This is a genomic window from Paenibacillus sp. 32352 (assembly GCF_002042965.1).
GTDB lineage: Bacteria > Bacillota > Bacilli > Paenibacillales > NBRC-103111 > Paenibacillus_S > Paenibacillus_S vulneris.
Window position 1 is genome coordinate 1 of sequence record NZ_MZNT01000008.1, and the last position, 24,905, is coordinate 24,905.

Below are 24,905 nucleotides of genomic sequence, written 5' to 3' on the forward strand. Positions count from 1 at the left end.
AACGTGTGGAGCTGACGAATACTAATCGGTCGAGGGCTTATCCATTACCCAAGAAAGTGAAGAGAAGCTTCGAAGCTTACTCCTAGTACTTTCTCGAGGCCCGGAAAAAACGGGAAACTAATTCACGAACTTTACGCATGCATTTCGTATCTAGTTTTCAGGGTGCAAGCCACCTTGAAATGAAGTAGGATGTTTCTTGGCAGAAACATGCTTACGAAGTAAGCTTTCTGACGAAAGCTCTTAGTTTGGTGATGATGGCGGAAGGGAACCACGCGTACCCATACCGAACACGAACGTTAAGCCTTCCAGCGTCGATGGTACTTGGACCGAAGGGTCCTGGGAGAGTAGAACGTCGCCAAGCGAATCAAAGCACTCACTTTCTGGGTGCTTTTTTGTTTTATTAGCACCCAGATCAAAGGTGTATCTTATGGCAGAGCATAAAAGCATCATTGATCTGCCGTTCATTTCGATAAGTTCAAGAGCAAGCCTCTTAGCCATTCTCCACACACATAAGAATACAAAGCATCCATCTTGGTCAAAATGACGGAGATGGATGCTTAGTTTTTTCCTAGGGATAATCTCTGATCATCACCATGATTGACGAAGCGTGAACAAATCACGCAGCTCATCATTCGACAGCTCGGTAATCCAATTTTCCGAGGTAGAAATGACGTTCTCGCTCAAGCTCATCTTGCTCTCGAGCATCTCATCGATCTTTTCCTCCAGAGTGCCGAGGGAAATGAATTTATGCACTTGGACGTTGCGCTTTTGTCCCATCCGGTATGCACGGTCGGTTGCCTGATTCTCCACGGCCGGATTCCACCAACGATCGAAATGGAATACGTGATTGGCCGCCGTCAGGTTGAGGCCGACGCCGCCGGCTTTTAAAGACAAAATAAAGATGCCGGGTCCCGACCCGTCTGCAGCTTGGAATTGATCGATCATTTTATCCCGATCTGCTTTGGAGGTGCCGCCGTTCAGGTACAGAACGGGCTCGCCCCGATGCGTCCGCAGCACGTCGGCCAGCATGCGGCCCATGCCTACGTACTGGGTGAAGATCAGGCAGGAGTCGCCTTCGTCCCGGAGCTCGTCGACCATGGCAACAAGCCGTTCCAGCTTCGCGGAACGCGTAATGAACGCTTCGCGATGCTCCTCGGATAGCAGCACCTCTTCAGATAATCTAGTTTCCTTGGTTAACAGAACAGGATGGTCGCATAGCTGCTTAAGCTGAGTTAAGGCTCCTAGGATGGCTCCTTTTCGTTCGATTCCTTCCAGGTTCTTCATACGTTCCATAAGATCCTTCACGGCCTGCTCATAAAGTGCGCCTTGCTCGGGGGTGAGGTTAATATACACCTTCATCTCGAGCTTCTCCGGCAGATCCAGCTGGATGGCAGGATCATTCTTTTTGCGGCGGAGCATGAACGGCTTCACCAGCTTTTGAAGCTGCTGGGTCCGTACTTCATCATGATGCTTCTCGATCGGATTGGCGAAGCGATGCTGGAACCCGCGTGAATTCCCCAGATAGCCTGGGTTAAGGAAGTCGTAGATCGACCACAGCTCAGACAAGCGATTTTCAATCGGTGTACCTGTTAGTGCAATACGATGCCGCGCTTTTAGGGAGCGAACAGCGGCGGATTGTTTGTTTTGCGCATTTTTAATATTTTGCGCCTCATCCAGACACAGAGAGCTCCATTGCACTTCTTGAAGCACCTCCTGGTCCAGAAGTGCCGTTGTATAAGAAGTAAGCACAACGTCTGCATCCTGCAATGCGGCATGGAACGCCTCGCCGCTTAAGCGGCCTTTGCCGTAGTGGACCTGCACGTTTAATTCGGGTGCAAAGCGGGCTATTTCCTTCTGCCAGTTGCCAAGCACGGAGATGGGGCAGATAAGCAGCGCAGGAGCTTCCGACTCTTCTTTATGGTGCAGCAAGTAGGTAATGAACTGTATCGTTTTGCCGAGGCCCATATCATCGGCCAGGCAGGCGCCTAACCCAAGCTTTCGAAGAAAGCTCAGCCAGGTGAAGCCTTCACGCTGATAGCTTCGGAGCTCAGCTCGCAGTCCCTCTGGCACCGGAAGCTCTGTCAGCTCCGAAGGCTGCCCAAGCTGTCGAACCAGCGCTAATAGATGGGAGTTCAGCTCAATCTCCATCTGGATTCGCTCTTCTTCGTTCTCCTCATCTGCTTCGGCATTCCGCCGCCCTTCAGAAGAATGCTCCCCTTGTCCCGCCTCGCTTAATAGGTGTAACTGGAGGACATCCTGCAGGGACAAGCCTTCTTCCGGATCCATGCTTTCCATAATTCTACGGATCTGCTCCAGGAGAGCAGGATCGAGGTAGACCCATTCGCCGCGGAAGCGGATCAGCCGTTCCTTGCGGCTTAGCAGCTCGGCAAACTCCGCCTCGTTGAGATCAGCGTTGCCGATGGCGATGCGCCAATCGAAGTCGACGAGGGCGTTCAGCCCGAACAGCGACTGGCCTCTCCCGCCGGCCTCGGCGGAGACCTGCGCGCGCAGCCGAGGCTTACGCTTGGAGGCTGCTTCCCACCATCCGGGAAGCATGACATTCCAGCCGTCGCTCAGCAGCTCGCGGCTGTCCGTGGTTAGAAACCGCCAAGCGGCTTCGTCACTCAGCGGCTCTGCGAAGAGCTCGCTGCCGGTAGTTGCGCTTGGAAGCGCCGCGGCCAGCCTGGCCGCCCACCCGGGAGAGCGCTCCCGGATATAGGGGCTCCATTCGCTGGCCCAGGTCCCGAAGGCTTGTCCGTCCAAGGTCAAGCGGATAGGGACAAGCACGGTGTTGTCGCTTTTGTCCTGCAGCACGAGCCTGAGCTGCCAATCGTACTGCTCTTCGTCCGGCTCCAGCAGCTGAAGCGCAGGACGAAAGGGGGCCATATCCGGCTTCCAGCCCAAGGAGGCAAGCCACTCCTCCTCTGTAAATGCGGCAGCGGAAACTGCCGCTGCCGAATCACGCCCCTTGAACAAGGCGGGATAATCCCGGCGCAAGTCGGCCATGGCGGCTTCGCTGCCATAATGCTGCGCAGACACGGCTGCAGAAAAAGCAGAACGAAGACCCGATAGCTCCTCTCCCGAGGTATCAAGGCTTTTTAACGAATCCCAATTGAGCTCCTTCAGCTCCTCCGATCCGGAATCCCATGTCCACTGCAGCTTTCCGCTGCGGAACGAGCTGTAGCTAGGCACAAATCGTCCTTCTATCGCTTCTCTTAATAGAATGGGGGCTGCCTTTAGCAAGCTATTGACGGCATCATTGCCACCCTCCCACCGAAGGATGCCGATAAATTTCGGCTCGGTGAAAAACTCCAGCACCATTTCCGCAGGAAGAACCGTCACTGTAAGCTCGCCAGCTTGCTGCAGCTCCAGAGTCGTTCCGTAATAGGACGGTTCATGCCAAGCAAACAACAGCTTGCGGAATCGATTGCCGGGAACGTCATGTCCATTTTGCTGACCCCATAGCAGCGCATCTCCGCTATCCGTTAATAGTACATGCAACGTCATGTCATACAGTTGTGTGATCATTCCAGCAGCTTTCCTTTCTTCATTTCCTCCTGCAGCGCCCGCAGCCGGCTGTGCCGTTCAAGAAAACCGCCAAAAAAACGGTCCCAGCGATCGACCTGCTTCATTTTTTTGTACACCTTCTCCAGCCGTTTCAGCAATTTGACCGCTAATTTGTAATCGTGGCGATTTTTTTGGGCAACATACTGCTCGATCGCTTGATGGTAATAAGGCAGAAGGAGCTCCGGCTCTTCTTTCTCGATAGGCTGCAATACGCTGACTCGATGATAATGAGGGTCATGCCCTTGAACCAGCTGAAGCTCCAGCCAAGGCTTCCATTTCCGCTGTTCGTATAACAAATCCTCCATAATGGATATCGAGTGAGGCAGCATTTCTTCCAGTACAGGCCACAGGTGCTTTTCGGCTTCCGGAACATGGGAAATGGCTGTCTTCCAGATGGAGATATAGAGATCTTGTTCCTTGCTTTGCGAGCCGTAAAAGTACGGAGCAGTTCGGATTAGCCATTCTACCAGGGCGTCCAGCTCACGGACTTTCAAAAGATGGTAGAGGAAGGGGAAAAACAGACTCGACGGCGCCTTTTTTATGGTTTGGATTTCTTCGATAGTCTTCCATGCTTCTTTCGTTTGAGATTGCTGAAGCAGCAGGTAGGCTTTGACCGCCAGCAGGTACGTGGCACTGGAATGAGCAGGCTGTTCCTCCAGGCTGTTTAATTCTTCAGATGCCCATATACCAGCTTCAGGCGAACGAGCGGCCCCACATTCCCATAATCTTGTATAGATTCTGAATTCCGGCTCATGTTGATGACTATCCTCAAGCATCTGCTGTCTTAAGTAAGCCAGCGTTTCTTTAAGCCGATCCGGATTGAGGGTGAAGTCGACCAAAGCGGACTGCTCCTGCAGCCAGGCCAGTATTTTGTCTGAAAGGCGGTATAACGCAAAAGAAGTATAATAATTTACATTATTTTTGGCGGTCTGTTCTTTCATTTTTCGCAAAATAAACAGCTCTCGATGCAGTTCAAAATACATTCGATCCGTATCCGAAAAGGGGACAGTGTCCAAACGAATCGTTTGCAGCTGGTTACTCAGCATGTCCGAATACATCCCCAAATCATAGGACGGCGTCACATGGGACGTCAGCTGATTCATCATTTCATGCCAGCCACTAATCTTCATACCCGGCAAATAGGCAAGCAGCGTCTCGGGAGTAGGAGTGGCTTTGATTCGTTTGATGTGGTGCTTGGCATTCACAATTTGCGAGGCAGGGTAACCTAGCCGATCCGCGAGCTCCATCATGACGGCCGCCTGGTGCTTGCACGTATCTTGAACCGGACATGTACAGGAGTTGGACGAAAAATGATTTAAATGCAAAGTCACCTTGTACTCCTCGGAGCCCGAGCCGGATACCCAAGCTTGAATCACCCGATCCTCGGAAGCGATCATTCTAACAATGCGCTGTTGTTTAAAATAGGTAAATCCTCGACTAAGCGTGACTTCGTTGAAGCTCTTGGCTACTTGTTCCAGCAGCAGCAGCCACTGCTCATCGTTTAATGCAGTAAACAAGCTCATAGCAAAGCTCCTTGCTTCTCATAAAAGAATAGTATCTACCTATTATAAAACGACGGAGGAACAAATACGATATGTTCATTCTCCTGCCGGCAAAAGATCCACTTCCTTACCCCAAAAAATAGCCCTCACGATGTTCGTGCGGGCGCGGGTTGTTAAGATAACTATGTTTAAAGTGAGATATGCTATGAAGGAGGTGGGGTATTCCTCGGAGGAGTTTACGTCCACCTTTGAAAACCGTGAAAATACCACTAAGTCTAATCAAAATTCACGGATTTCAACAGTGGCTGGAGGGGAATACCCCATCGGCATAGTTGCATATTGAACACGTTTTAGGTATCGCAACAAACAAGCCCCCACGAAAACTCGTGAGGGCATCACATCTACTCCAGATTAGCATGACGGCCAAACATCGTACTGGAGCTTAAGCCTTGCTTTTCCATGATTTTAAGGATAACGGCGTCGCAGAAAACTAACAGCGTTTGTTCGAACAAGGCCCCCATCGGTTGGATAGTTTGAGCAGTATAGCTGGATTGATCCTTCGGTGCTCCGGGCAGCTTCACAGTCAGCTCAGCCAGTTTTCCCATAGTAGACTCAGGAAAAATGGTGACAACAGCGACGGACCCGCCCAAGCTTTTCGCTTTCTCGGCCATAGGCACTAAGCTTCGAGTTTCCCCGGAGCCAGATCCTATGATTAGCGTATCTGCCGCCTCCATGTTGGGAGTAACCGTCTCTCCTACGACATACGCTTCGGTCCCCATTTGCATCAACCGCATAGCGAAGGCTCGCATCATGAGTCCGGACCGGCCCGCACCCGCGACGAATACTTTCTTCGATCGAAGAATACGGTCGGCTAGTTGCTCGACTTGCTCTTCGGAGATTAAGTCCACCGAACGGCTCAATTCTTTGCTTATGGTATTTAAAGGTGCCGTCTGTATCATAGACATTACCCTTGCTTGATCAGCTTTTGCATTTCAGCTGCAACGGCTTGTTTATTGTCTTCCCCGGTAATTCCGCCACCTACGATGATTAGATCCGGCTGAGCTTGAATAACCTCTGGCAATGTGCTTAATTTAATGCCGCCGGCGACAGCTGTTTTGGCATTTTTAACTACAGCTTTAATGGTACGCAGGTCCTCGAAGGAGTTTTTGCCTACGGCCTGCAGATCATAGCCTGTATGAACGCAGATGTAGTCTACGCCGAACGCGTCGACCTCTTGGGCACGCTGTGCCAAATCCTTCACACTGATCATATCGATCAGAATTTTTTTGCCTTGTTTTTTGGCCTCTTCTACGGCGCCTTTAATCGTCATATCTTCAGCAGCTCCAAGGATGGTAACAATATCCGCGCCTGCTTCGGAAGCTTTCATGACCTCATATCCGGCAGCGTCCATGACTTTCAAATCCGCTAATACTTTAAGATGAGGAAAAGCGGCTTTGACTTCTTTTACCGCTCGAAGTCCTTCGTTAATAACAACCGGCGTGCCGATTTCTACGATATCGATGTACGGCTCCACTTCCTTCACCAGTTCAATTGCTTGCGGGATGTCAACCAAGTCTAACGCTAATTGCAGTTCCATCATAGTATCCTCCTAATATGTTTTTTATTAATAGCTTTTCTGTTATAATTTGAATTCCTTTAAAGAACTCACCTTATAGTTTGAGTGAGGTGTTTATCATATTTGTGAAGCTTGGTTTTGGACAGCAATATGGCAAGCACCCCTCTCTATGAATCGGGTTGGTTAATACAAAATACATCTTAACCCCTGTGGAGAGAATAAAGAAGAATGCACTTATTTGTGCGGTGGTACCCAAAAAGTAACTAAGCGTGGGAGGGAATCATGTCGGACCTCAGGCAGGAAATACTGGATAAGATTAAGAACGGAGATTTTAACTGCGAGAAAGAATTGACCTTAGCTATGATCAGCGGAAAATGGAAGATTGTCATTCTGTGGCATTTGGGTACGGAGGGGACCCGCCGGTTCAGTGAGCTTCAGCGGCTGTTTCCCAAAATCACGCACAAAATGCTTACGAGTCAGCTGAAGGAATTGATAGACGACGGGATTGTGCATAGGGAGGTTATTCCCGAGGTGCCCCCGAAGGTCGAATATTCCATAACGGAGCTTGGAAAGACGCTGCTACCGATCATTGAATTGATGTATGAATGGGGCAAGAAGAGAATCGCGGATATTAAAGAAAGCGAAGGAATTGCGCCATAAACAACGAAATAGCATCTAATCTTCACCTGATAAAGGAAACAGAGCGGACCCTTATCGGGATTCAACCAAGGTTATCTTTTAAGAGCGATTTAGGCTGTTGAAGGATAACCTTTTTTTTTAGGCCGGATGGGCCTCCCCTATTTACCAAATATGGTACGATAGATTTAAGAATAAGCTGCTAAGAAAATGAAGGATCAAGCAACGAATTCCCCATACCCCAAAGAGCTCTAGGAGGCCTCTTATGCACAAACGTTACCGCCAATCCATGATCATGCTGATGCTGCTGTCCTTATTTCAAATCTACTGGTCCGCTTATACACTGCTTTTTGATAGAGGGTCTGCTATCCAGGTCATTTCCGGCATCGGACTGTTGCTGCAAAGCTTAACGGTGTTCACCGTAACGGTATTGGAATGGAGCTATTCGGGAAGCCGTTGGTTTCACAGGGCTTACAAGGCGGCGACTTACATAGCGGTCGTTGGATTCGGATTATGCGCCAGCATCTTTATACAGCAAGGGATTTTCTCTATCGATAGTATGAAGGTGCTCATATCGGTTGTAACGACGCTCATCCTGATCCAAAAATACAATCTCGTTTACAGGGAATGAGTTTTGAACGCTGTTTTTCATTAAGGCCCACTTACAAAAGATTAACAATTCTTAATCAAACGCCAATTGGAAATGTTGTACAATAGGTAAAACTAACGAGCTGACATGATCAAGGGGCGCATCAGGGAATGTACGTGACGTATCGTATCGCTCCTCATCCTCGTGACCGGTTCGTTGGGTTAGTTCAACTATGTGGGAGCGCAGATGGATTATGACGAAAATTATGGTTGTCGACGATGCGGCCTTTATGAGGCAGATGTTAAAGGATATGCTGAGCGCCGGTGGGTTCGAGATTGCGGCGGAAGCGGCTAACGGTGAAGAAGCGGTGCAGCTGTACAAAAAGGTAAAGCCGGATCTCGTGACGATGGACATTACGATGCCTGAGATGGATGGGATTGAGGCTCTGACGGAAATTAGAAAGCACGATCCTCTGGCCAAGGTCATTATGTGCTCCGCGATGGGGCAGCAAGGCATGGTAGTGAATGCGATTAGGGCTGGCGCCAAAGACTTCATTGTGAAGCCGTTCCAGAAGGAGCGGGTGCTGGAGGCCATCAGTAAGGTATTGATGAACTAATCTGCACTGGGAATAGGGGAGAGGACATGGATAGCTGCGTCGGGAAAAAAGTGAAGAATGATATTACGAACTCGTATGGGATGACTCTCATACCTGCGGGAACCACAATGACGGATCTTCATATGGAATTGCTAACTAAGCATAACGTAGACCCCTTATCCATAATCCTCGTATCCGAAGTGGAGGATGCATACAAGCATTCGGTTGATCAAGCGGTTCAAACCTCCGAAGAGCTGTTCCAAACGATCGGCAAATCTCAAAAAATCCCCTTGGCGGAAATTCAAGAGGAGCTCCTCCCTGTGATCCAGCAGGTGTCGGGGCACTCCAACATTTTTCGTTTGTTTCAGGTGGTTCGAGCGACGGACGAATATACGTACCAGCACAATATTGGTGTAGGCATCTTATCCACGCTAATCGGCAAATGGCTGAAGCTTCCGGAACCGGAGCTGTCCATGCTATCACTTGCGGCTACCCTCCATGATGTTGGCAAGGTGAACGTACCGATCGAAATATTGAATAAGCCGGGCAAATTAACCGGGGAAGAATATGAGCTTATAAAAAAACATACGATTTACGGCTACCACCTTCTCAAAAATACCGAAGGCTTGGATCCGCGTATTCCGCTTATCGCGCTGCAGCATCATGAACGTAACGACGGCAAGGGCTATCCGTTAGGCCTTAAGCATGACCAGGTCGATTACTTCAGTAAAATCGTTGCGGTGGCGGATATTTTTCACGCGATGTCGTCCAAGCGGCCGTACCACGACCCTATCCCATTCCATGAAATTGTCAGCCGTATGAGAAAGGGGCTCTTCGGTGAGCTGGATCCGAACATCGTCTCCGTATTTCTGGATAATATGATCAACCGGTTGATCGGTGAAACGGTCTCGCTATCGGACGGCCGTGAAGGAGAGGTTGTTTACCTGAATCCCCACAGCAGGGAGACCCCTTTAGTCAAAGTCAATGACGAATTCGTGGATTTAAGCAAACGGTATGATATTCGAATTCAGCAGGTTAACGTATAAAAGGAGCTGGAGGTACCTTGCTCAGAAGGTACTTCAAGTCCGAATAAAGGAAATAAACCTTCCTCCTCAGCCCATTAATTTTACCGGTTATCTAACTTAATAAACGTTTACGGAAGCCTTCATGCTCTCGGCATGGGGGTATTTTTTTGCGCTTGGGGAGCCTAGGTTGGCTAGAGGCTTATCGGAGGGAAGGCAGTGAACGCGCTCTCCGTCGTTAGACTCTATTTTGGGCAATAGTTAACTTAAGTTAATATTCAAAATAAAAAAGAATTGGTACTATGGGACCATTCGCATGTCAATATGGCGGCTTGTCCGTCCAAAAGGTAAGGAGGAATACCCATTTGATACCCAAAATGCTGCGTGGACTGTTAGGGCTCGCGGTTTTTGTCGTTTGTATGCTTGCAGGCTTGGAACGGACCGTTCATGCGGCGGTGATGGTGGAGCAGCTTCCGGCTGCGGCTAATCCGCCTGAAATACTGCCGGGGGCTTCGGCAAGCGCGCTCTCGGGCCGAGACATTCTGTTAACCGGGGGAGAGGACACAAGTAAATTCAAGTATCCTCAGCATTCCTACATATTCAATACAGCCAGCCAGACTTGGTCCTCCAATGCGCCGCCGTTGAATATAGCCTATCATAAACTATCCAAGCTTCAGGATGGCAAAGTGCTTGTAACGGGCGGTGCTGCTTTTACAAGCGGTGTAGGTTATACGTACAACAACCTTGCAAGGATCTATAATGCCAGCTCAAACACTTGGACTAATGCAGTGAATTTGCCGCATGTCTCTTTTGGTCATTCGCAAAGTACGCTGCCTGACGGGAGAGTGCTCGTTGCCGGGGGAGCCAATGAGATTTATTCGGTTTATAGCAGCACGTTATATAATAATGCCTACCTATACGATCCTTCCGCTAACCGTTGGGATGAGGTGGCCCCACTTCCGATAGGATTGTACGGTGCCGCACAAAGTACGCTCAAGGACGGCCGGGTCATGGTCACAGGAGGACAGAGCGGTTACATCTATTCCTATGATACTTATATCTATGATCCTTCCCACGATACTTGGACTAAAAAAGCAAGATTGCCTTATGAGGGGGGAAATACTTTTTTTAGACATGCCCAGGTGACGCTTACTAACGGTAAGGTGTTAGTGATGGGCAATAATTATTTTTATCTATATGATCCGGATACCGATACATGGGTAAAAGACAATCCGAATCTGGATAGCTTGGTCAATGCCAGTATGATACCAATAGGAAATGACGTGTATCTTATGGGCGGATACAATAAGGATTATGTGGATAATCGGTCGGTTTATAAGCTGACATTTGATTTTATACCTCCGACGGCACCGTTTATTTCAGGAGCTCCAAGCGATTGGACGGCTGAAGATGTTAATTTGACGTTGACACCCGGTACGGATGCGGAATCCGGCGTCAATCGAACCGAATACAGCTTGTCCGGTGCGACCGCGCAGGACTGGACACCTTATACGGAGGGGACGCCAATAACGATCACCAATTCCGGGCAGACCCAAATCAGCGCAAGAACCGTGGACAATGCCGGAAATCTGAGCTCTACCACAACAGCTGTCGCCAAAATAGACCGGGTCCCGCCGACGGCTCCTGCCATCAATCGTTCCTCATCTTCGTGGTCGAGTGCGGATGTGACATTTACGTTAACGGGAGCAGCAGATACGGCAGGATCGGGAGTGAACCGGCTGGAGTTCAGCATGACTGGAGCCACGACACTCGACTGGATAACCTACACAGGAACGGTTACGGTTACGGCGGAGGGGCAAACCACGATCAAGGCCAGGGCCATTGACAATGCAGGCAACATCAGTACGGAAAGCACGGCGGACATCAATATAGATAAAACCGCGCCGACAAAGCCGATCGTTACCCCGGCGACGACAGCCTGGAGCAAGAACGACGTTTCCGTCACGATAACTCCCGGAACGGACGGCGGCTCAGGGGTCGGCAAAACGGAGTACAGGCTCTCAGGGGGGAGCTGGACCGCTTATGGAGGTCCGTTCACGATCAGCGCTGAAGGGCAAACGGTTATTGAAGCAAGAAGTATGGATAATGCGGGCAATATCAGTGCGATGGGGACAGCTACGGTTCAAGTAGATAAGACGCTCCCCACCGCTCCAGCCGTGAATCCGGCATCGATAGCATGGTCGAACGGCGCGAGTGTCGATGTAACGATTACAGGCGGAACGGATAGCGGCTCGGGAGTGAATCGTACGGAATACAGCTTGAGCGGAGCGACCGTTGCGGGCTGGACAACCTATGCAGGACCCATATCTGTCACTGCCGAAGGCCAAACGGATATAGCTGCAAGAACTATAGACAAGGCAGGCAATATCAGTGCGGTGAGCAGCAGGACGGTAAAGATCGATCGGACACCGCCTGCCGTTCCTGCGATATCCCCGCCAGGCGGCTCGTGGACCTCATCGAATGTGAATGTAACGATAACACCGGGAACAGACAGCCATTCGGGTGTCAACCGAGTGGAGTACAGCTTGTCCGGTGCGACTATGTTGGACTGGACTCCCTATACAGCCCCTATTGCTATCACTTCGGGGGGCACGACGACCGTGTCGGCAAGGACGGTGGATAATGCCGGCAATGTGAGTACGACTAGCACGGCTGCCCAGCTCATTGACAAAATCGCGCCGGAATCGCCGACACTTACTCCTAGTGTGACGGGCTGGACGTCCGCTGCTGCAGTTACTGTATCGGCAGCAGATGGGGCGGATAGCGGAGGTTCGGGGGTGAAGCGGACGGAGTACAGCTTGACCGGTGCGACGACACTTGCCTGGACAGCGTACACGGCCCCCATCGTGATCGATAAAGAAGGTCAGACGACGGTAACGGCCCGAACCGTAGATCATGCGGGCAACGTTAGCAGCCCTACGTCGACGGTGGTCCAAATCGATCGAACGGTGCCGACGTCTCCCACCCTAAGCGCAAGCGCTTCGACCTGGACGCCGGAGAATGTTAACGTTACGGTTACAGCCGGGACGGATAACGGTGGCTCCGGGGTACAGCGTACAGAGTACAGCTTAACGGGAGCAACAGCTTTGGACTGGACTCCCTACACAGGAGCCATCGTCCTGTCGGCTGAGGGCCAGATCACGATTACGGCAAGAACTGTAGACAACGCCGGGAATAGAAGCGTAGCTGCAGCACGAACCGTCTCTATAGATAAGACAGCTCCGACGGCTCCGGTCATTGCCGGAACGACCGACTGGACAGCAGTGGATAGCGTGCCGGTTACGATAACGGCCGGGACGGATGACGGCGGCTCAGGAGTACAAAAGGTGGAGTACAGCCTGAGCGGAGCGGTAACCTTAGGCTGGACGCCTTATACAGCCGAGCTAAACATAACCGCAGAGGGTCAGACTACGGTCAGTGCAAGAACAGTAGATAAGGCCGGTAATCAAAGCGAGGTTCAGACCCTCAGCGTATCAATCGACCGGACGCCGCCGGCGGCACCTGTCGTGACGCCCGGAGTGAGCGGCTGGACGTCGGCCGACGCGGTGCCCGTAGCCATAACAGCCGGAACGGACGCCGGCGGTTCCGGCGTGGTCCGGACCGAATACAGCTTGTCCGGCGCAGCAGCTTTGGATTGGACGATCTACAGCAGCGAGCTGTCCATTATAGCGGAAGGTCAAACCATCATCAGCGCCAGATCGGTCGATCAAGCGGGTAATGTTGGGCCTGCTTCAACTGCCCAGGTACAGATTGACCGTACGGCACCGGCAGCTCCTATCCTTACCTCACCGGCGTCCGGGGCTGTGACGAGCAATAATAAGCCCGTCATTCGGGGTACGGCAGAAGCGGGGGCGGCGGTCAAGGTCTCTATCGACGGCAATGACATGCCTTTGGCCGCTGCAGATTCCAGCGGACATTGGTCCTATACGATTTCCGTGCCATTAACGGACTCGGTGCATACGGTAACTGCCGCCGCTATAGATGCAGCCGGAAATTCAAGCGAAACGAGTGAAGAGCTCCTCTTCACTGTAGACACTGTGGCGCCGGATGCGCCGGATATCCTGTACCCTGTACAGGATGCCGTAATGGCCGACGCCAAGCCTAACATTACGGGAACGGCGGAAGCCCGTTCTACCGTAACGATTGATGTTGATGCGGTTCCTGCCGGTACGACCGAGGCGAATACCGAAGGGAAATGGACATTCGTCCCGGCCGCCGCTTTATCGGATGGGCTGCATACGCTAAGCGCCAAGGCAGCGGATGCCGCAGGGAATACCAGCCCGGCTTCGGCGGCATTGACTTGGACGGTAGACACCGCAGCGCCTTTGGCGCCGAGCGTACTATCGCCCGTGGATGGTACCCTATCCGCGGTTAACAGGCCTGTCATCTCGGGAACCGCTGAAGCGGGTGCCGAGATTCAGATCCGCCTGGACGGCAGCGATGCTGCGGCCGTGAAGGCAGACGGCAGCGGTCAATGGGCCTATACGCCAACGGCGGCTATCGTTGACGGAACGCACAGCGTGCAAGCAACCGCGAAGGATGCAGCCGGGAATACGAGTCCTGCATCTGCCGCCGTTTCGTGGACCATTGATACAGAGCCCCCTCAGGCCCCTGTTATAGAGGCGCCGGCAGAGGGAGCGGTTCTGAGTACGGCACAGCCTGTCCTTCGAGGAAGCGCTGAGGCTTCCGCATCCATCCGGATTACACTGGATGGTGGAGCGGATGCTTCAATTGCCGCCGATAGCAGCGGAAGCTGGGAATTTACTCCTGCCTCTCCGCTAAGCGAAGGACAGCACTTCGTGAAGGCTCAAGCGATAGATGCGGCTGGCAATATGAGCCCGGTATCGATTGAACATGCCTTTATCGTTGATACGATAGCGCCAGCGGCTCCTGTAGTTCTTCATCCGGTCGACGGCAGCGTGACGAATCGGAGTAAGCCTGAAATTTCGGGAACCTCAGAATCCAGCGTCACTATTAGCGTGTATGTGGATGGGACTCGAACGGCGGATGTGAAGGCGGATACCGAAGGGAAATGGAGCTATGCTCCTGCAGCCGGACTTGCTTTAGGCCTGCATTCGGTTCAGGCTCAAGCTGCTGACGCGGCAGGGAATGTAAGTACGGCGTCTGCGGAAAACCGATTCACCGTAGTTTCGGATCATGCAGGGCTCGGTACGCTGGAGCTGAGCGGCGTGGCCTTGAATGAAACGGTCACAAGTACGACTTATAGCTACACGGCCAAGGCACCGTATGACACCAAGAGCACGTCAATCATTGCGGCTCCTGCGGATGCTAATGCGACCGTGCAAATCCTGCAAAACGGCCAATCCGTATCGAACCCGGTCAGCCTTCAAGTAGGATCGCAAACCTTCACGGTACAGGTTACGGCTCAGGATGGAATTACCGTTCAGCCGTATACGGTGACCATAACTAGAGAACCTTCGAATGATACGGGCTTGGCGGAATTAAGTGTGAGTCCTGCAATCCTCAGCCCGCAGTTTGACAAGGGGGTTACCCGATATACCTCGACCGTTACGAATAATGTATACTCTATAACGGTTCAAGCCAGGGCTTCCAGTCCGGCTGCAGCGCTTCAAATCAACGGCGTTTCCGTTACGGGCAGCAGCGGCAGTGTGCCGCTTGAATTGAAGGTAGGAAGCAATCCGGTCAAGGTTACTGTGACGGCTCAGGACGGTGTTACGACACAATCCTATGAGGTGGATGTGATACGGATACCGAGCTCGAATGGGTTATTGAACGGCCTTCAGCTCTCCACGGGAGACTTAAGCCCTTCGTTCAACAGCGGCGTCTTCCATTACGAGACGACAGCAGGGAATGAAACGGCCAGCACAACGGTAACAGCTTCCGTATATGACCGCAATGCGACGTTGACCATCAACGGCCAGCCTGCGGCAAGCGGCAAACCGTCGCAGCCGATAGGGTTGAAGGTAGGATCCAATCCGATTACCGTATTGGTTACGGCTCAGGATGGAGTTAGTACGCAGTCCTATACCGTGGATGTCCATCGCCAACCAAGCTCGAAGGTCAGTCTGACGGGGCTAACGTTCTCCGCGGGTGTGTTAACCCCTTCTTTTGACAGCGGAATAACAGCCTATGACATATATGCAGGCTACGGGGCAGTCCAAACGACGGTGACTGCTTCGGTCTATGAGCCGGATTCGCAAATCACGCTGAATGGCAAGGCAATTCCTAACGGGCAGGCATCGGAAGCGATACCTCTGCAAATAGGAAATAACGTCATGGACATTCAGGTAACCGCGCAGGATCGGAAGACGAAGCTTTCTTACACGGTTATCGTTCATCGGGCACCGCCTTCGGGTTCCAGGGGAGGATCCTCCGGTTCTTCGCCGGCAGTGATTCTGCCTCCGGAAGAAGGAGCCAAACCGGCAGAAGAGCCGAAGCAGCCCGAGAAGCCTGCTGACGGCAAGGCTCAACGATGCTACGCACCGGCTCCAGCTGTTCATTTTACGGATATGCCGGGGCATTGGGCAGAGCAAAACGTGATGGAGGCCGCGGGCTGCGGTATAGTGAGCGGGTTCGAAGACGGCACGTTCCGCCCGGATGAAGCGGTAACCCGCGCGCAATTCGTCGTCATGCTTATGCAGACGATGAACCCGGCGCAAGGACGACTTGGCGCGGAAGCCATTCCGTTTACCGACAGGAATGCCATTCCTGCGTGGGCTGCCCCGGCAGTAGGGGCAGCCGTACAGAGCGGCATCGTGAACGGCTACGAAGACGGCACATTCCGGCCCGACGCGCAAGTGACACGCGCAGAAATGATGACGATGGCGGCCAAAGCCTTCCGGCTTGCTCCGGCTTCGCCTGAATCGGTGAACGGAATATTCTCCGATGCGGAGAGCATTCCGGCCTGGGCCAAGGGCTACGCCGCCGCGGCACAGCAGAAGGGACTTGTCCAAGGACGGGAGCGGGGGAATTTTGCTCCGAACGACCGCACGACGCGGGCGGAAGCCGTCACCTTGCTGCTGCGAATGCAGAAATAGCAATACTTTGTTTCAGCTTTAGCTGCAATGCAGATCAGCGCGGAAAGGGCTTCAGGCCCTGACCGCGCTGTTGCTGCTTTTATTAATGGATGTGATAATTGATACGATCTGGCGATCAAATTTACATCTATTTTTCATGAAACGTCATGGTATTCAGAATTTCTTGGAATTGCTTCATAGAGCTTTTGTATTCACTCTCGTAAGAGGAATGGAGGATATTATAGAAATAAGAATCCGTTTCAAACACGATCATGGTATCGATCCGCTTGTCATAGTCGTCATTGTTCACATAAGTGAGTTGAACTGCGTCGAAGCCGAGTACCTTGATCTTTTTCTCCTCTAGTAAGGTATCCTTAGTAATGCTGTGTACGCCTTTAATCCATTCCAAATAGGAATCCAGCTTATTGCTTTTTGAATCCTCGGCCGACTTGGGATCAGAATATATCAGCAGCATCGTGTAGTTAAAGTAGCGGATCGCCAGCTCGGCCTCGCCGGTATCCATTTCGTCGTTCAAATCTCTCCACAGCCCGTACGCAGTAAACTGAAATTTGCCGTCCTTGCTTTGGTATTGCTTCTTGCTTTGGATGATAATGTCGTTTGTTTGTTCATTCCAGTCTACTTTGGCGCTGACGGCCTCGGAAATAAACCGGACAGGAACGAAGGTGCTGCCGTCAATAAGAGCGGGGGCTGCGGGAAGCGTAACCGCTTTCCCGTTGACCACAGCGACAGGATTATCGATCTGCAGCTGAAGTTGAACTCCATCTTTAGTCCCGCTGATCGTTCGTGTCTTTTCGTCCCATGCGATCTTAATCCCTAAACGGTCAAATATGGGCCGAAATGGAACCATGGCCGTTGAATCGGTAATAAAGGGCGGAGAGCTGAACGGGACGGAATTCGCATCCAAAATGACCCGAATGGCACGGCCTGCGGGCTTGCCTGCTTCCTCTGCTACGGTAACGACTTTAACACCGCGCTCCCGAAGCTTTGAAATAACCGCATCAGCCTGCTCGTCTAACGGATTGCTTGCTAGATGAACCTCTTTTAACTTCGGAAGCTCCAGCAGCACCTCGATATGGCTGATCCGGTTCTGGTCAGCATATAACGTCTGGAGAGTCGGGATATCGCGCAGCGCAGACAAATCCTCGACCTGATTGTTCGACATGCTGATCCAGCGAAGCGGATGGCCCCTCAAGGCGGACAGATCCTGGACACGGTTATTGCTCATAAGCAAATCCGTCAGCTGGTTCAGGCCGGATAGCGGCTCGATGTTCTCAATATCCGAATTATCGATTAGCAGCCGTTTCAACCCGGTATCATTACGAAGGGCTTCCAGGCTTTCCACTTTATTTCCCGCAATAACGAGGAATTCCAGCTGCTTCAAGTTTTGCAGTGGCTCCAGCTGTTGAATCTCGTGCCCAGGGATTATTAGGGTTCGAAGGTTCGGTGCATACTGCAGACCTTCCAGGCTTTTGATTTTTTGGGATAGATCTTGAGGAGACAACGAAGTCAGCTGTTCCAGATCTGCTTTGTCCAGAGGCTCCTGCATCCGGGATAGCTGCATGCGAACAGCTGCTTCCAGATTAGCATCCGGAATGAGCGCTTCCTCCGCCTTCAAGCTTCCGGGGGCTATGAAGAGCAGACAGAGGAACAGCGCTCCTAAGGTAGTGCATAACGATTTTGCCAACAAACTACACATCCTTCATCCATAGTTGAATTCTTAACTAACTGGATATATCGTCAGAGGTTCATCTATTTATTAGCAGGAGAATCCGGTTTTACAGGAGAGAGGACAAATTTAATGGCGGGAAGTACCTCGAAGGGAATTCCATTTGTCTTCGAAACCGGGGGTACGCCGCCAGCCGCGACCTCATTAAATTGCCAGGTAAACCGAAGAAGAGGTTGACATGAAAAATTCGAATATGGTATATAAAAGGAAGAGTTAGCACTCACAACAAACGAGTGCTAAAATGGAAGGGCAGTTATCCGGCCTATCATCTGTGCAGCAACTTATCCTACTTTGACGATGTTTATTTTGAAAGGAGAACTTTTCGTGGTCAAACAACAGTTTAAAGCAGAATCCAAAAGATTGCTGGAAATGATGATTAACTCCATCTATACGCAGCGTGAGATTTTTCTAAGAGAGCTTATTTCCAATGCCAGCGATGCGATCGACAAAATTTACTATAAAGCGTTAACCGACGATACTTTGGTATTCAACCAGTCCGACTACTTCATTAAAGTGACGGCCGACAAGGCGAACCGTACCCTGACGATTTCCGATACTGGGATCGGGATGACGAGAGACGAGCTTGAAAATAACCTGGGCGTTATTGCCAAGAGCGGCTCGCTCGCGTTCAAAAAAGAAAATGAAGCGAAGGACGGCCACAACATTATCGGCCAGTTCGGTGTCGGCTTCTATGCCGCCTTCATGGTAGCGGATGTCGTGACGGTTATCAGCAAGCCTTTGGGCAGCAATGAAGCTTATAAATGGGAATCCGAGGGAGCCGACGGCTTCACGATCGTTCCTTGCGAGAAGGATTCCGTGGGTACGGACATTATTTTGAAAATCAAGCAAAATACCGAAGAGGATCAGTATGACGAGTATTTGGAGGAGTATCGTCTCAAGGCGATTATCAAAAAGTACTCTGACTTCATCCGTTACCCGATCAAGATGGATGTCAAGGGGCAGCGTCCTAAGGCCGACAACTCGGAGGAGCTTGAGGAATACACCGAGGAACAAACGATCAACAGCATGGTACCGATCTGGCGCAAAAACAAAAGCGAGCTGAAGCAGGAGGATTACGATCAGTTTTATTTTGAAAAGCGCTACGGCTTCGACAAGCCGCTCAAGCATATCCATATCAGCGCCGACGGCGCCGTGGTATACAATGCGATTCTCTTTATTCCGGAGAACACTCCGTTCGACTACTACACGAAGGAATACGAGAAGGGGCTTGAGCTGTACTCCAACGGCGTGCTGATCATGAACAAGTGCTCCGAGCTGCTCCCGGACTATTTCAGCTTCGTGAAAGGGATGGTCGATTCCGAGGACTTGTCGCTGAACATTTCCCGAGAAATGCTGCAGCATGACCGTCAGCTGACCTTGATCGCCAAAAACATCAAGAACAAAATCAAAAGCCAGCTGCAAAGCATGCTGAAGGACGAAAGAGACAACTACGAGAAGTTCTACAAATCGTTCGGCAGACAGCTGAAGTTCGGCGTGTACAACGATTATGGCGCCAACAAAGACGTGCTGCAGGATCTGCTGCTGTTCTACTCCTCCAAGGAGAAGAAGCTCGTTACGCTGGAGGAATACGTATCGAGAATGCCGGAAGATCAGAAGTACATCTACTATGCAGCCGGAGAATCGATCGAAAGAATCGAGAAGCTGCCTCAGACCGAGCTGGTGGCGGACAAAGGCTATGAAATCCTCTACTTCACCGACGATATCGACGAGTTCGCGATCAAAATGATCATGAGCTACAAGGAGAAGGAATTCAAATCCGTATCGAGCGGCGACCTGGGCATCGAATCCGAGGATGCGAACGATAAGGCGGCGGAGACGGAGGAGAGCGGCACGAAGGAGCTCTTCGAAGCGATGCAAGGGCTGCTGACGGATAAAGTGAAGAAGGTTAAAGCGTCCAAACGTCTGAAAACCCATCCGGTCTGCTTGTCTACAGAGGGCGAATTGACCATTGAGATGGAAAAAATCCTAAAAGCGATGCCGAACAGCCAGGACGTCAAAGCAGACAAGGTTCTGGAAATCAACGTGAACCATGAGGTGTTCCAATCGTTGAAGGATGCATACAGCAAAGATAAAGAGAAGTTTAATCTGTATACTCAGCTGCTGTACAACCAAGCTCTTCTTATCGAAGGCTTGCCGATTCAGGATCCGGTAGAATTCACGAACGATATTTGCAAAATCATGGTGTAATTAGCCATACTTAATAAGGAAACCCGATATATACTGGTGCGCCGGTTGTATCGGGTTTCTTTGTGTTGTTTTTAGTACGGCCTTTATAATTTATATCCGTTAAGAAACTCTTAAGAATTGCTTCCACAATCTATTAAGATTCGGGGTCTATACTAAGACCCATAACGAGGCAGTGACAGACATTAACAATCCGCAGGGATTGAATTTCTTCATCCGGCTTGTTACGTTTATGGATAGGTTGTTAACAGGATGAAACGTCTACATGAGCTGACATAGACCGATACAAATGAAACGGAGGGAGAACGGACCATGGCCCCATCTACGATACTCCTTGTCGATGATGAGAAGGAAATTATTGACATGCTGGAAATTTATTTGAAAAACGAAGGATACAGGCTGCTTCGCGCTTCTGATGGAGAGCAGGCGCTTCAGGTGCTGCAGAAGGAGGATGTCGATCTGATTGTTCTCGACATCATGATGCCGAGGATGGATGGCATCGAAGCATGTCTCAAAATCCGGGAGCAAAAAAACATGCCGATCATCATGCTCTCCGCCAAGAGCCAGGACATGGACAAAATTTGGGGGCTATCTTCAGGAGCGGACGATTATTTGAGCAAGCCTTTTAACCCGCTGGAGCTGATTGCCCGGATTAAATCCCAGCTGCGCCGGTACACCCGGTTGAACGTGCCCCATGCAAAGAAGGAGCATGAGATTGAAGTCGATGAGCTGACGATCAACACCCTGACGTATGAAGTGAAGGTGCAGGGACAGGAAGTGAAGCTTACCCCGCGGGAATTCGCCATTCTTGAGCTGTTGGCCCGCAATCGGGGAATGGTGTGGAGCATCGAGAAGATCTACGAGGCGGTTTGGAAGGAGGCGTATTTTGACTCGGACAATACCGTCATGGTACATATCCGCAAAATTCGCGAGAAAATCGAGCAAAATCCGCGCAAGCCGAAATTTATAAAAACCGTATGGGGGGTTGGCTATAAAGTTGATTAGAAGATATGAATTGGACCCGTCCTCCAGGCTAAACCGGTTTCCGTTTACCTGGTTTCCCTTTAACCTTTTCCGCAAGCTTATCGTATTTGCCCGTAGGTTGTATCTGACTCTGATGGGGCATGTAACCCGCAGCATACGTCTGCAGCTGATATTAACCTTCTGTATTTGTCTGCTGGCTTCCTCGCTGACCTATGCGCTTAGCTACCAGGCGTTCGGAGAAATGCGCAGCGAGGCTGTCATCGATTATCAATCCGGTATTGAACATATTGACAACGAAGCCCGCAGTCTCGCCAGGGAATTAAATTCGCCGGACCCCCATTTGGAAGAAATACCTGAGGTGGACGTTCATATTGCTGCCTCAAGACAAGCCGAATTTGAAGAGCGTGTAAAAATGATGTCGCAAGGTTGGAAATTCAAGATTCTCATCACCGATCTGGAAGGAAAAGTCATCTTCCGCAGCAGCAATGTGGCGGAGACAAATGTCGACATCCACAATATCATCAGCAATGCGATGAATGCCAGAACGGACAATGATTACAACCGAAAAGAATTTTCCAGCTTTTATCCCGTCAACTATAAAGGCCAAAAATCGTATTTGATTGTATCTGCCATCCCCGAGCCGCATATCACTTATCGGAAAGGGGAAAGCCCCATGTCGATCTTAAGTGCGATAGCCATGTTCATCTTCTTGTTCTACTTCCTGACGCAGCGAAAAATGCGTTACGTAGAAGAGCTGGCGGGGGGATTGCGTATCATCGCTACCGGCAATCTAGATTACCGTGTTATTGAGCGAAGCGAGGATGAGCTCGGCTCTCTGGCCCGGGATATGAATCTCATGGTGGAGGATTTGCAGCGCAGGATCGAGGAGGAGCGGCGCAATGAGCGGCTGAAGAATGAGCTTATTACGAATGTCTCCCACGACTTGCGCACCCCGCTTACGCTGATTATGGGGTATCTCCGACTTCTGCACGACAAAGGCTACGAGACGCCGGAGCAGGCGGCCGGGTATGTCAGCATCGCCTATAGCAAATCCGAGAAGCTGAAGGCTCTCATTGATGATCTGTTCGAATATACGAAGCTGTCCAACCGCGATGTGCCGCTGTTTAAAGAAGGCGTCCCGATCAACGACGTATTGGATCAGCTCCTTGAGGAATTCGTTACGATGGCGGAAGAGCAGCAGCTGACGATCATCCGCAATATTCCGAAGGAAAAGCTGTTCGTCCGAATCGATGTCGACAAGATGATCCGCGTGTTTGAGAACCTGCTTACGAATGCGGTAAAATACAGCCTGAAGCCGGGTGCGGTCACCGTCCAAGTCTCCAGGGATCACCGCTATGTGACCATCCGTTTCAGCAATCGGTCGGACATGCTGACGGATGAGGAGCTGCAGCAGCTGTTCGATCGTTTCTACAGAATCGATGCGTCTCGCTCTTCAAGCACAGGAGGTTCAGGACTGGGATTGGCTATTGCCAAGAGTATTGTGGAATCGCATGACGGCACGATCTGGGCAGAGCAGGACAGCGGTCAGCTGCATTTTTACGTCAAGCTGAAGCTCGCGGCTCCGGAATTTTGACAGGTTTCAATAAAAAAAGTCACCAACAACCCGTTACTGGTACAGTCCAGAACGGGTTGTTTCCATATTTCCGGGGAAATACCTCATTCGACATGAACTTTCATGATGAAGTTTACAAATCATTTCCATATGATAGAATAAACAGATGTAGGTCCATACTCCTAAATTATGGCGCGGGAGTGCAGCTTTTGTCGAACGGTCGTAAGCTGCCATTGTGCAAGGTCCATTCTTAAGCCATGCAGATGCGGTATGGGTTTATTTAACTATGTCCATATTCATGAGGATAGCGAGAGCGAGGGGCAGCGTTGAAATCTCGGTTCAGATTCAAATTAACGGTCACCATGATCGTGTTTGCCGTGTTGATTTCATGTACGATTGCAATAACGGACCATATTCGGCTTAGGGATCAGGCGATTCATAATAAGATGGATCAGGTAGAACAAAATGAGAAGCTGGCTCACCATGCACTTGAGACGGTTGAAAAGGCTTACTTCGTATTTGGAGATCATATAGCCAAGCAGCTAAAAGAGAACACGATCTACCTGCTCGATAAATATGACGAGAATCCTTCCTTTGACCAATGGGATTTCGACGCTCTTAAGAGGCAGCTCTCCTCCGATATTTACATTATTAATGACGAAAACCGGATTATTTACAGCAGCTTCGAGGAGGATGTCGGGCTTGATTTTGGGGCCTGCTGCAGGAAGCTGTCGCAAGTCTTGCAGGAAAGAAGGATATCGGGCGAGTTTTTCCATGACGGCATCGATATCGAACAGAAAACGGGAGCCATCAAGAAATACAGCTACATGGCCACACGGGACAAGAAGTATATCATTCAGCTTGGCTATGCGCTGCAAAATGAAAATATATTTGACCAATTCAGCTTCTTCAGGACGATCGAGGCACTGCTTGAAAAATATCCTTCCATGAATAAGATCAATTTTCTGAATACAGGCGCCTATTCGTTGGGAGAGCCTGCCGACGGCGGCAGGCTTGCAGGACCGAGGCGGGAGGCGTTCGACCGTACGCTTCAAACCGGAGAGACGACAGAATGGAGAGGGGAATGGAGGGGCCAGCCGGCCATTTACCGGTATGTTCTTTATACCTCCCAGTATGATCAAGGCACGACAAAGAACAAGGTTCTGGAGATCATCTACAACGATAAGGATTTGCAGGCAATCCTCGCTCAAAACAGGGCTACCTTTTTCCTTCAATTAATCAGCGTGCTGGTTATTTCCATTGTGCTCTCGTTTATCATCTCCAGGTGGGTGGCCCGGCCGATGTACCTCGCTTTTCACGACAGCCTGACCGGACTCAGCAATCGTGCGGCCTTCGATGAGCTCCTGATGACGACCTTATCCCGAAATAAGGGGATAACGGCTCTGCTGATGATCGATCTGGATAATTTTAAGCTGGTTAACGATCGCTTGGGGCATGACAAGGGAGATCATTTATTGAAATGCGTAGCCCAATGTCTTCGAACCACGATACGAAAGGAGGATATAGCCATCCGATTGGGAGGGGATGAATTCGTCGTCATCCTGTCTTCCGTTACCAGGGCTCAGGCTGAAGCTATAGCCGCAAGGATTATAGCCGGGATAGAGGCTTCCGCAGCAGGGGAAATCAAACTGGGTGGGGAGCGGGTAACGGTCAGCATCGGAATCGCGCTGGCGCCGGAGCATGGAATGGATCAGGATGCCTTGTGCAAATGCGCTGACATTGCGCTGTACCGTTCCAAGGAGAAAGGGAAGAACCGGTATGATATTTATCATTGATATTTTCAATTCATGAATAGAAAGGATCTATTAGACTCCAAGGGCTATACGGTGCTAACATTGAAATGAATAATTCATACTAAACAAGTCGGTT

General features: G+C 50.7%; 14 protein-coding genes and 1 rRNA gene. 10 read left to right on the forward strand and 5 right to left on the reverse strand.

The genetic code is table 11. The features are described 5' to 3' along the window. Window positions 1-244 precede the first annotated feature (244 nt). Window positions 245-361: ribosomal RNA gene (gene rrf / locus B1728_RS18860) — 5S ribosomal RNA — on the forward strand. Window positions 362-588: 227 nt separating this feature from the next. On the opposite strand, the gene B1728_RS18865 is transcribed toward rrf, so the two are convergent. From B1728_RS18865 to hxlA, 4 genes are all read right to left on the reverse strand, one after another. Continuing rightward, window positions 589-3,528, reverse strand: coding sequence for a DEAD/DEAH box helicase (locus tag B1728_RS18865; RefSeq protein ID WP_079911946.1), 2,940 nt, complete (start codon window positions 3,526-3,528; stop codon window positions 589-591). After that, complete coding sequence (locus tag B1728_RS18870; protein ID WP_079911947.1) at window positions 3,525-5,090, reverse strand: SWIM zinc finger family protein; 1,566 nt, start codon at window positions 5,088-5,090, stop codon at window positions 3,525-3,527. The genes B1728_RS18865 and B1728_RS18870 overlap by 4 nt, the downstream gene beginning before the upstream one ends. Window positions 5,091-5,470: 380 nt before the next feature. Then, window positions 5,471-6,028, reverse strand: a complete 558-nt coding sequence (hxlB, locus tag B1728_RS18875) for a 6-phospho-3-hexuloisomerase (RefSeq protein ID WP_079911948.1) — start codon at window positions 6,026-6,028, stop codon at window positions 5,471-5,473. 5 nt (window positions 6,029-6,033) lie between these two features. Then, entirely contained in the window at window positions 6,034-6,666 is a 633-nt protein-coding gene (gene hxlA / locus B1728_RS18880; RefSeq protein WP_079911949.1) for a 3-hexulose-6-phosphate synthase, read from the reverse strand. Between the two features lie 261 nt (window positions 6,667-6,927). Between hxlA and B1728_RS18885 the strand changes: the two genes are divergently transcribed. The 5 genes from B1728_RS18885 to B1728_RS18905 all read left to right on the forward strand — a co-directional run bounded on the left by B1728_RS18885 (window position 6,928) and on the right by B1728_RS18905 (window position 16,527). Continuing rightward, on the forward strand, window positions 6,928-7,305 hold the full coding sequence (locus B1728_RS18885; RefSeq protein ID WP_079911951.1) for a winged helix-turn-helix transcriptional regulator: 378 nt from the start codon (window positions 6,928-6,930) through the stop codon (window positions 7,303-7,305). Between the two features lie 241 nt (window positions 7,306-7,546). After that, window positions 7,547-7,912 carry a hypothetical protein gene (locus B1728_RS18890; protein WP_079911952.1) on the forward strand — a complete coding sequence of 122 codons (366 nt, stop codon included), beginning with the start codon at window positions 7,547-7,549 and terminating at the stop codon, window positions 7,910-7,912. A 211-nt stretch (window positions 7,913-8,123) separates the two neighbouring features. Further along, window positions 8,124-8,486: a response regulator gene (locus tag B1728_RS18895; RefSeq protein WP_079911954.1), complete on the forward strand. Its 363-nt coding sequence runs from the start codon at window positions 8,124-8,126 to the stop codon at window positions 8,484-8,486. Window positions 8,487-8,512: 26 nt separating this feature from the next. Next, window positions 8,513-9,511, forward strand: coding sequence for an HD-GYP domain-containing protein (locus tag B1728_RS18900; protein ID WP_079911955.1), 999 nt, complete (start codon window positions 8,513-8,515; stop codon window positions 9,509-9,511). 341 nt (window positions 9,512-9,852) lie between these two features. Beyond that, a complete protein-coding gene (locus B1728_RS18905; RefSeq protein ID WP_179136085.1) occupies window positions 9,853-16,527 on the forward strand; it encodes an OmpL47-type beta-barrel domain-containing protein in 6,675 nt (2,224 codons plus the stop codon). Window positions 16,528-16,654: 127 nt separating this feature from the next. Here the strand turns inward: B1728_RS18905 and B1728_RS18910 are convergent, their stop codons facing one another. Continuing rightward, a complete protein-coding gene (locus B1728_RS18910) occupies window positions 16,655-18,211 on the reverse strand; it encodes a stalk domain-containing protein (protein ID WP_179136086.1) in 1,557 nt (518 codons plus the stop codon). A 366-nt stretch (window positions 18,212-18,577) separates the two neighbouring features. Between B1728_RS18910 and htpG the strand changes: the two genes are divergently transcribed. From htpG to B1728_RS18930, 4 genes are all read left to right on the forward strand, one after another. Next, window positions 18,578-20,461: a molecular chaperone HtpG gene (htpG, locus tag B1728_RS18915; protein ID WP_079911960.1), complete on the forward strand. Its 1,884-nt coding sequence runs from the start codon at window positions 18,578-18,580 to the stop codon at window positions 20,459-20,461. A 309-nt stretch (window positions 20,462-20,770) separates the two neighbouring features. Beyond that, complete coding sequence (locus B1728_RS18920) at window positions 20,771-21,463, forward strand: response regulator transcription factor (RefSeq protein ID WP_079911962.1); 693 nt, start codon at window positions 20,771-20,773, stop codon at window positions 21,461-21,463. Continuing rightward, the gene (locus tag B1728_RS18925) at window positions 21,456-23,036 is read left to right on the forward strand and encodes a sensor histidine kinase (RefSeq protein ID WP_079911963.1); all 1,581 of its coding nucleotides are present in this window, start codon (window positions 21,456-21,458) and stop codon (window positions 23,034-23,036) included. The genes B1728_RS18920 and B1728_RS18925 overlap by 8 nt, the downstream gene beginning before the upstream one ends. Window positions 23,037-23,341: 305 nt before the next feature. Next, window positions 23,342-24,811, forward strand: a complete 1,470-nt coding sequence (locus B1728_RS18930; RefSeq protein ID WP_079911964.1) for a GGDEF domain-containing protein — start codon at window positions 23,342-23,344, stop codon at window positions 24,809-24,811. Window positions 24,812-24,905 lie beyond the last annotated feature (94 nt).

Coding starts and splice junctions, on each gene's coding strand:
- B1728_RS18865 (WP_079911946.1), bottom strand. CDS start 3,528: ATGATCACACAACTGTATGACATGACGTTGCATGTACTATTAACGGAT.
- B1728_RS18870 (WP_079911947.1), bottom strand. CDS start 5,090: ATGAGCTTGTTTACTGCATTAAACGATGAGCAGTGGCTGCTGCTGCTG.
- hxlB (WP_079911948.1), bottom strand. CDS start 6,028: ATGATACAGACGGCACCTTTAAATACCATAAGCAAAGAATTGAGCCGT.
- hxlA (WP_079911949.1), bottom strand. CDS start 6,666: ATGGAACTGCAATTAGCGTTAGACTTGGTTGACATCCCGCAAGCAATT.
- B1728_RS18885 (WP_079911951.1), top strand. CDS start 6,928: ATGTCGGACCTCAGGCAGGAAATACTGGATAAGATTAAGAACGGAGAT.
- B1728_RS18890 (WP_079911952.1), top strand. CDS start 7,547: ATGCACAAACGTTACCGCCAATCCATGATCATGCTGATGCTGCTGTCC.
- B1728_RS18895 (WP_079911954.1), top strand. CDS start 8,124: ATGACGAAAATTATGGTTGTCGACGATGCGGCCTTTATGAGGCAGATG.
- B1728_RS18900 (WP_079911955.1), top strand. CDS start 8,513: ATGGATAGCTGCGTCGGGAAAAAAGTGAAGAATGATATTACGAACTCG.
- B1728_RS18920 (WP_079911962.1), top strand. CDS start 20,771: ATGGCCCCATCTACGATACTCCTTGTCGATGATGAGAAGGAAATTATT.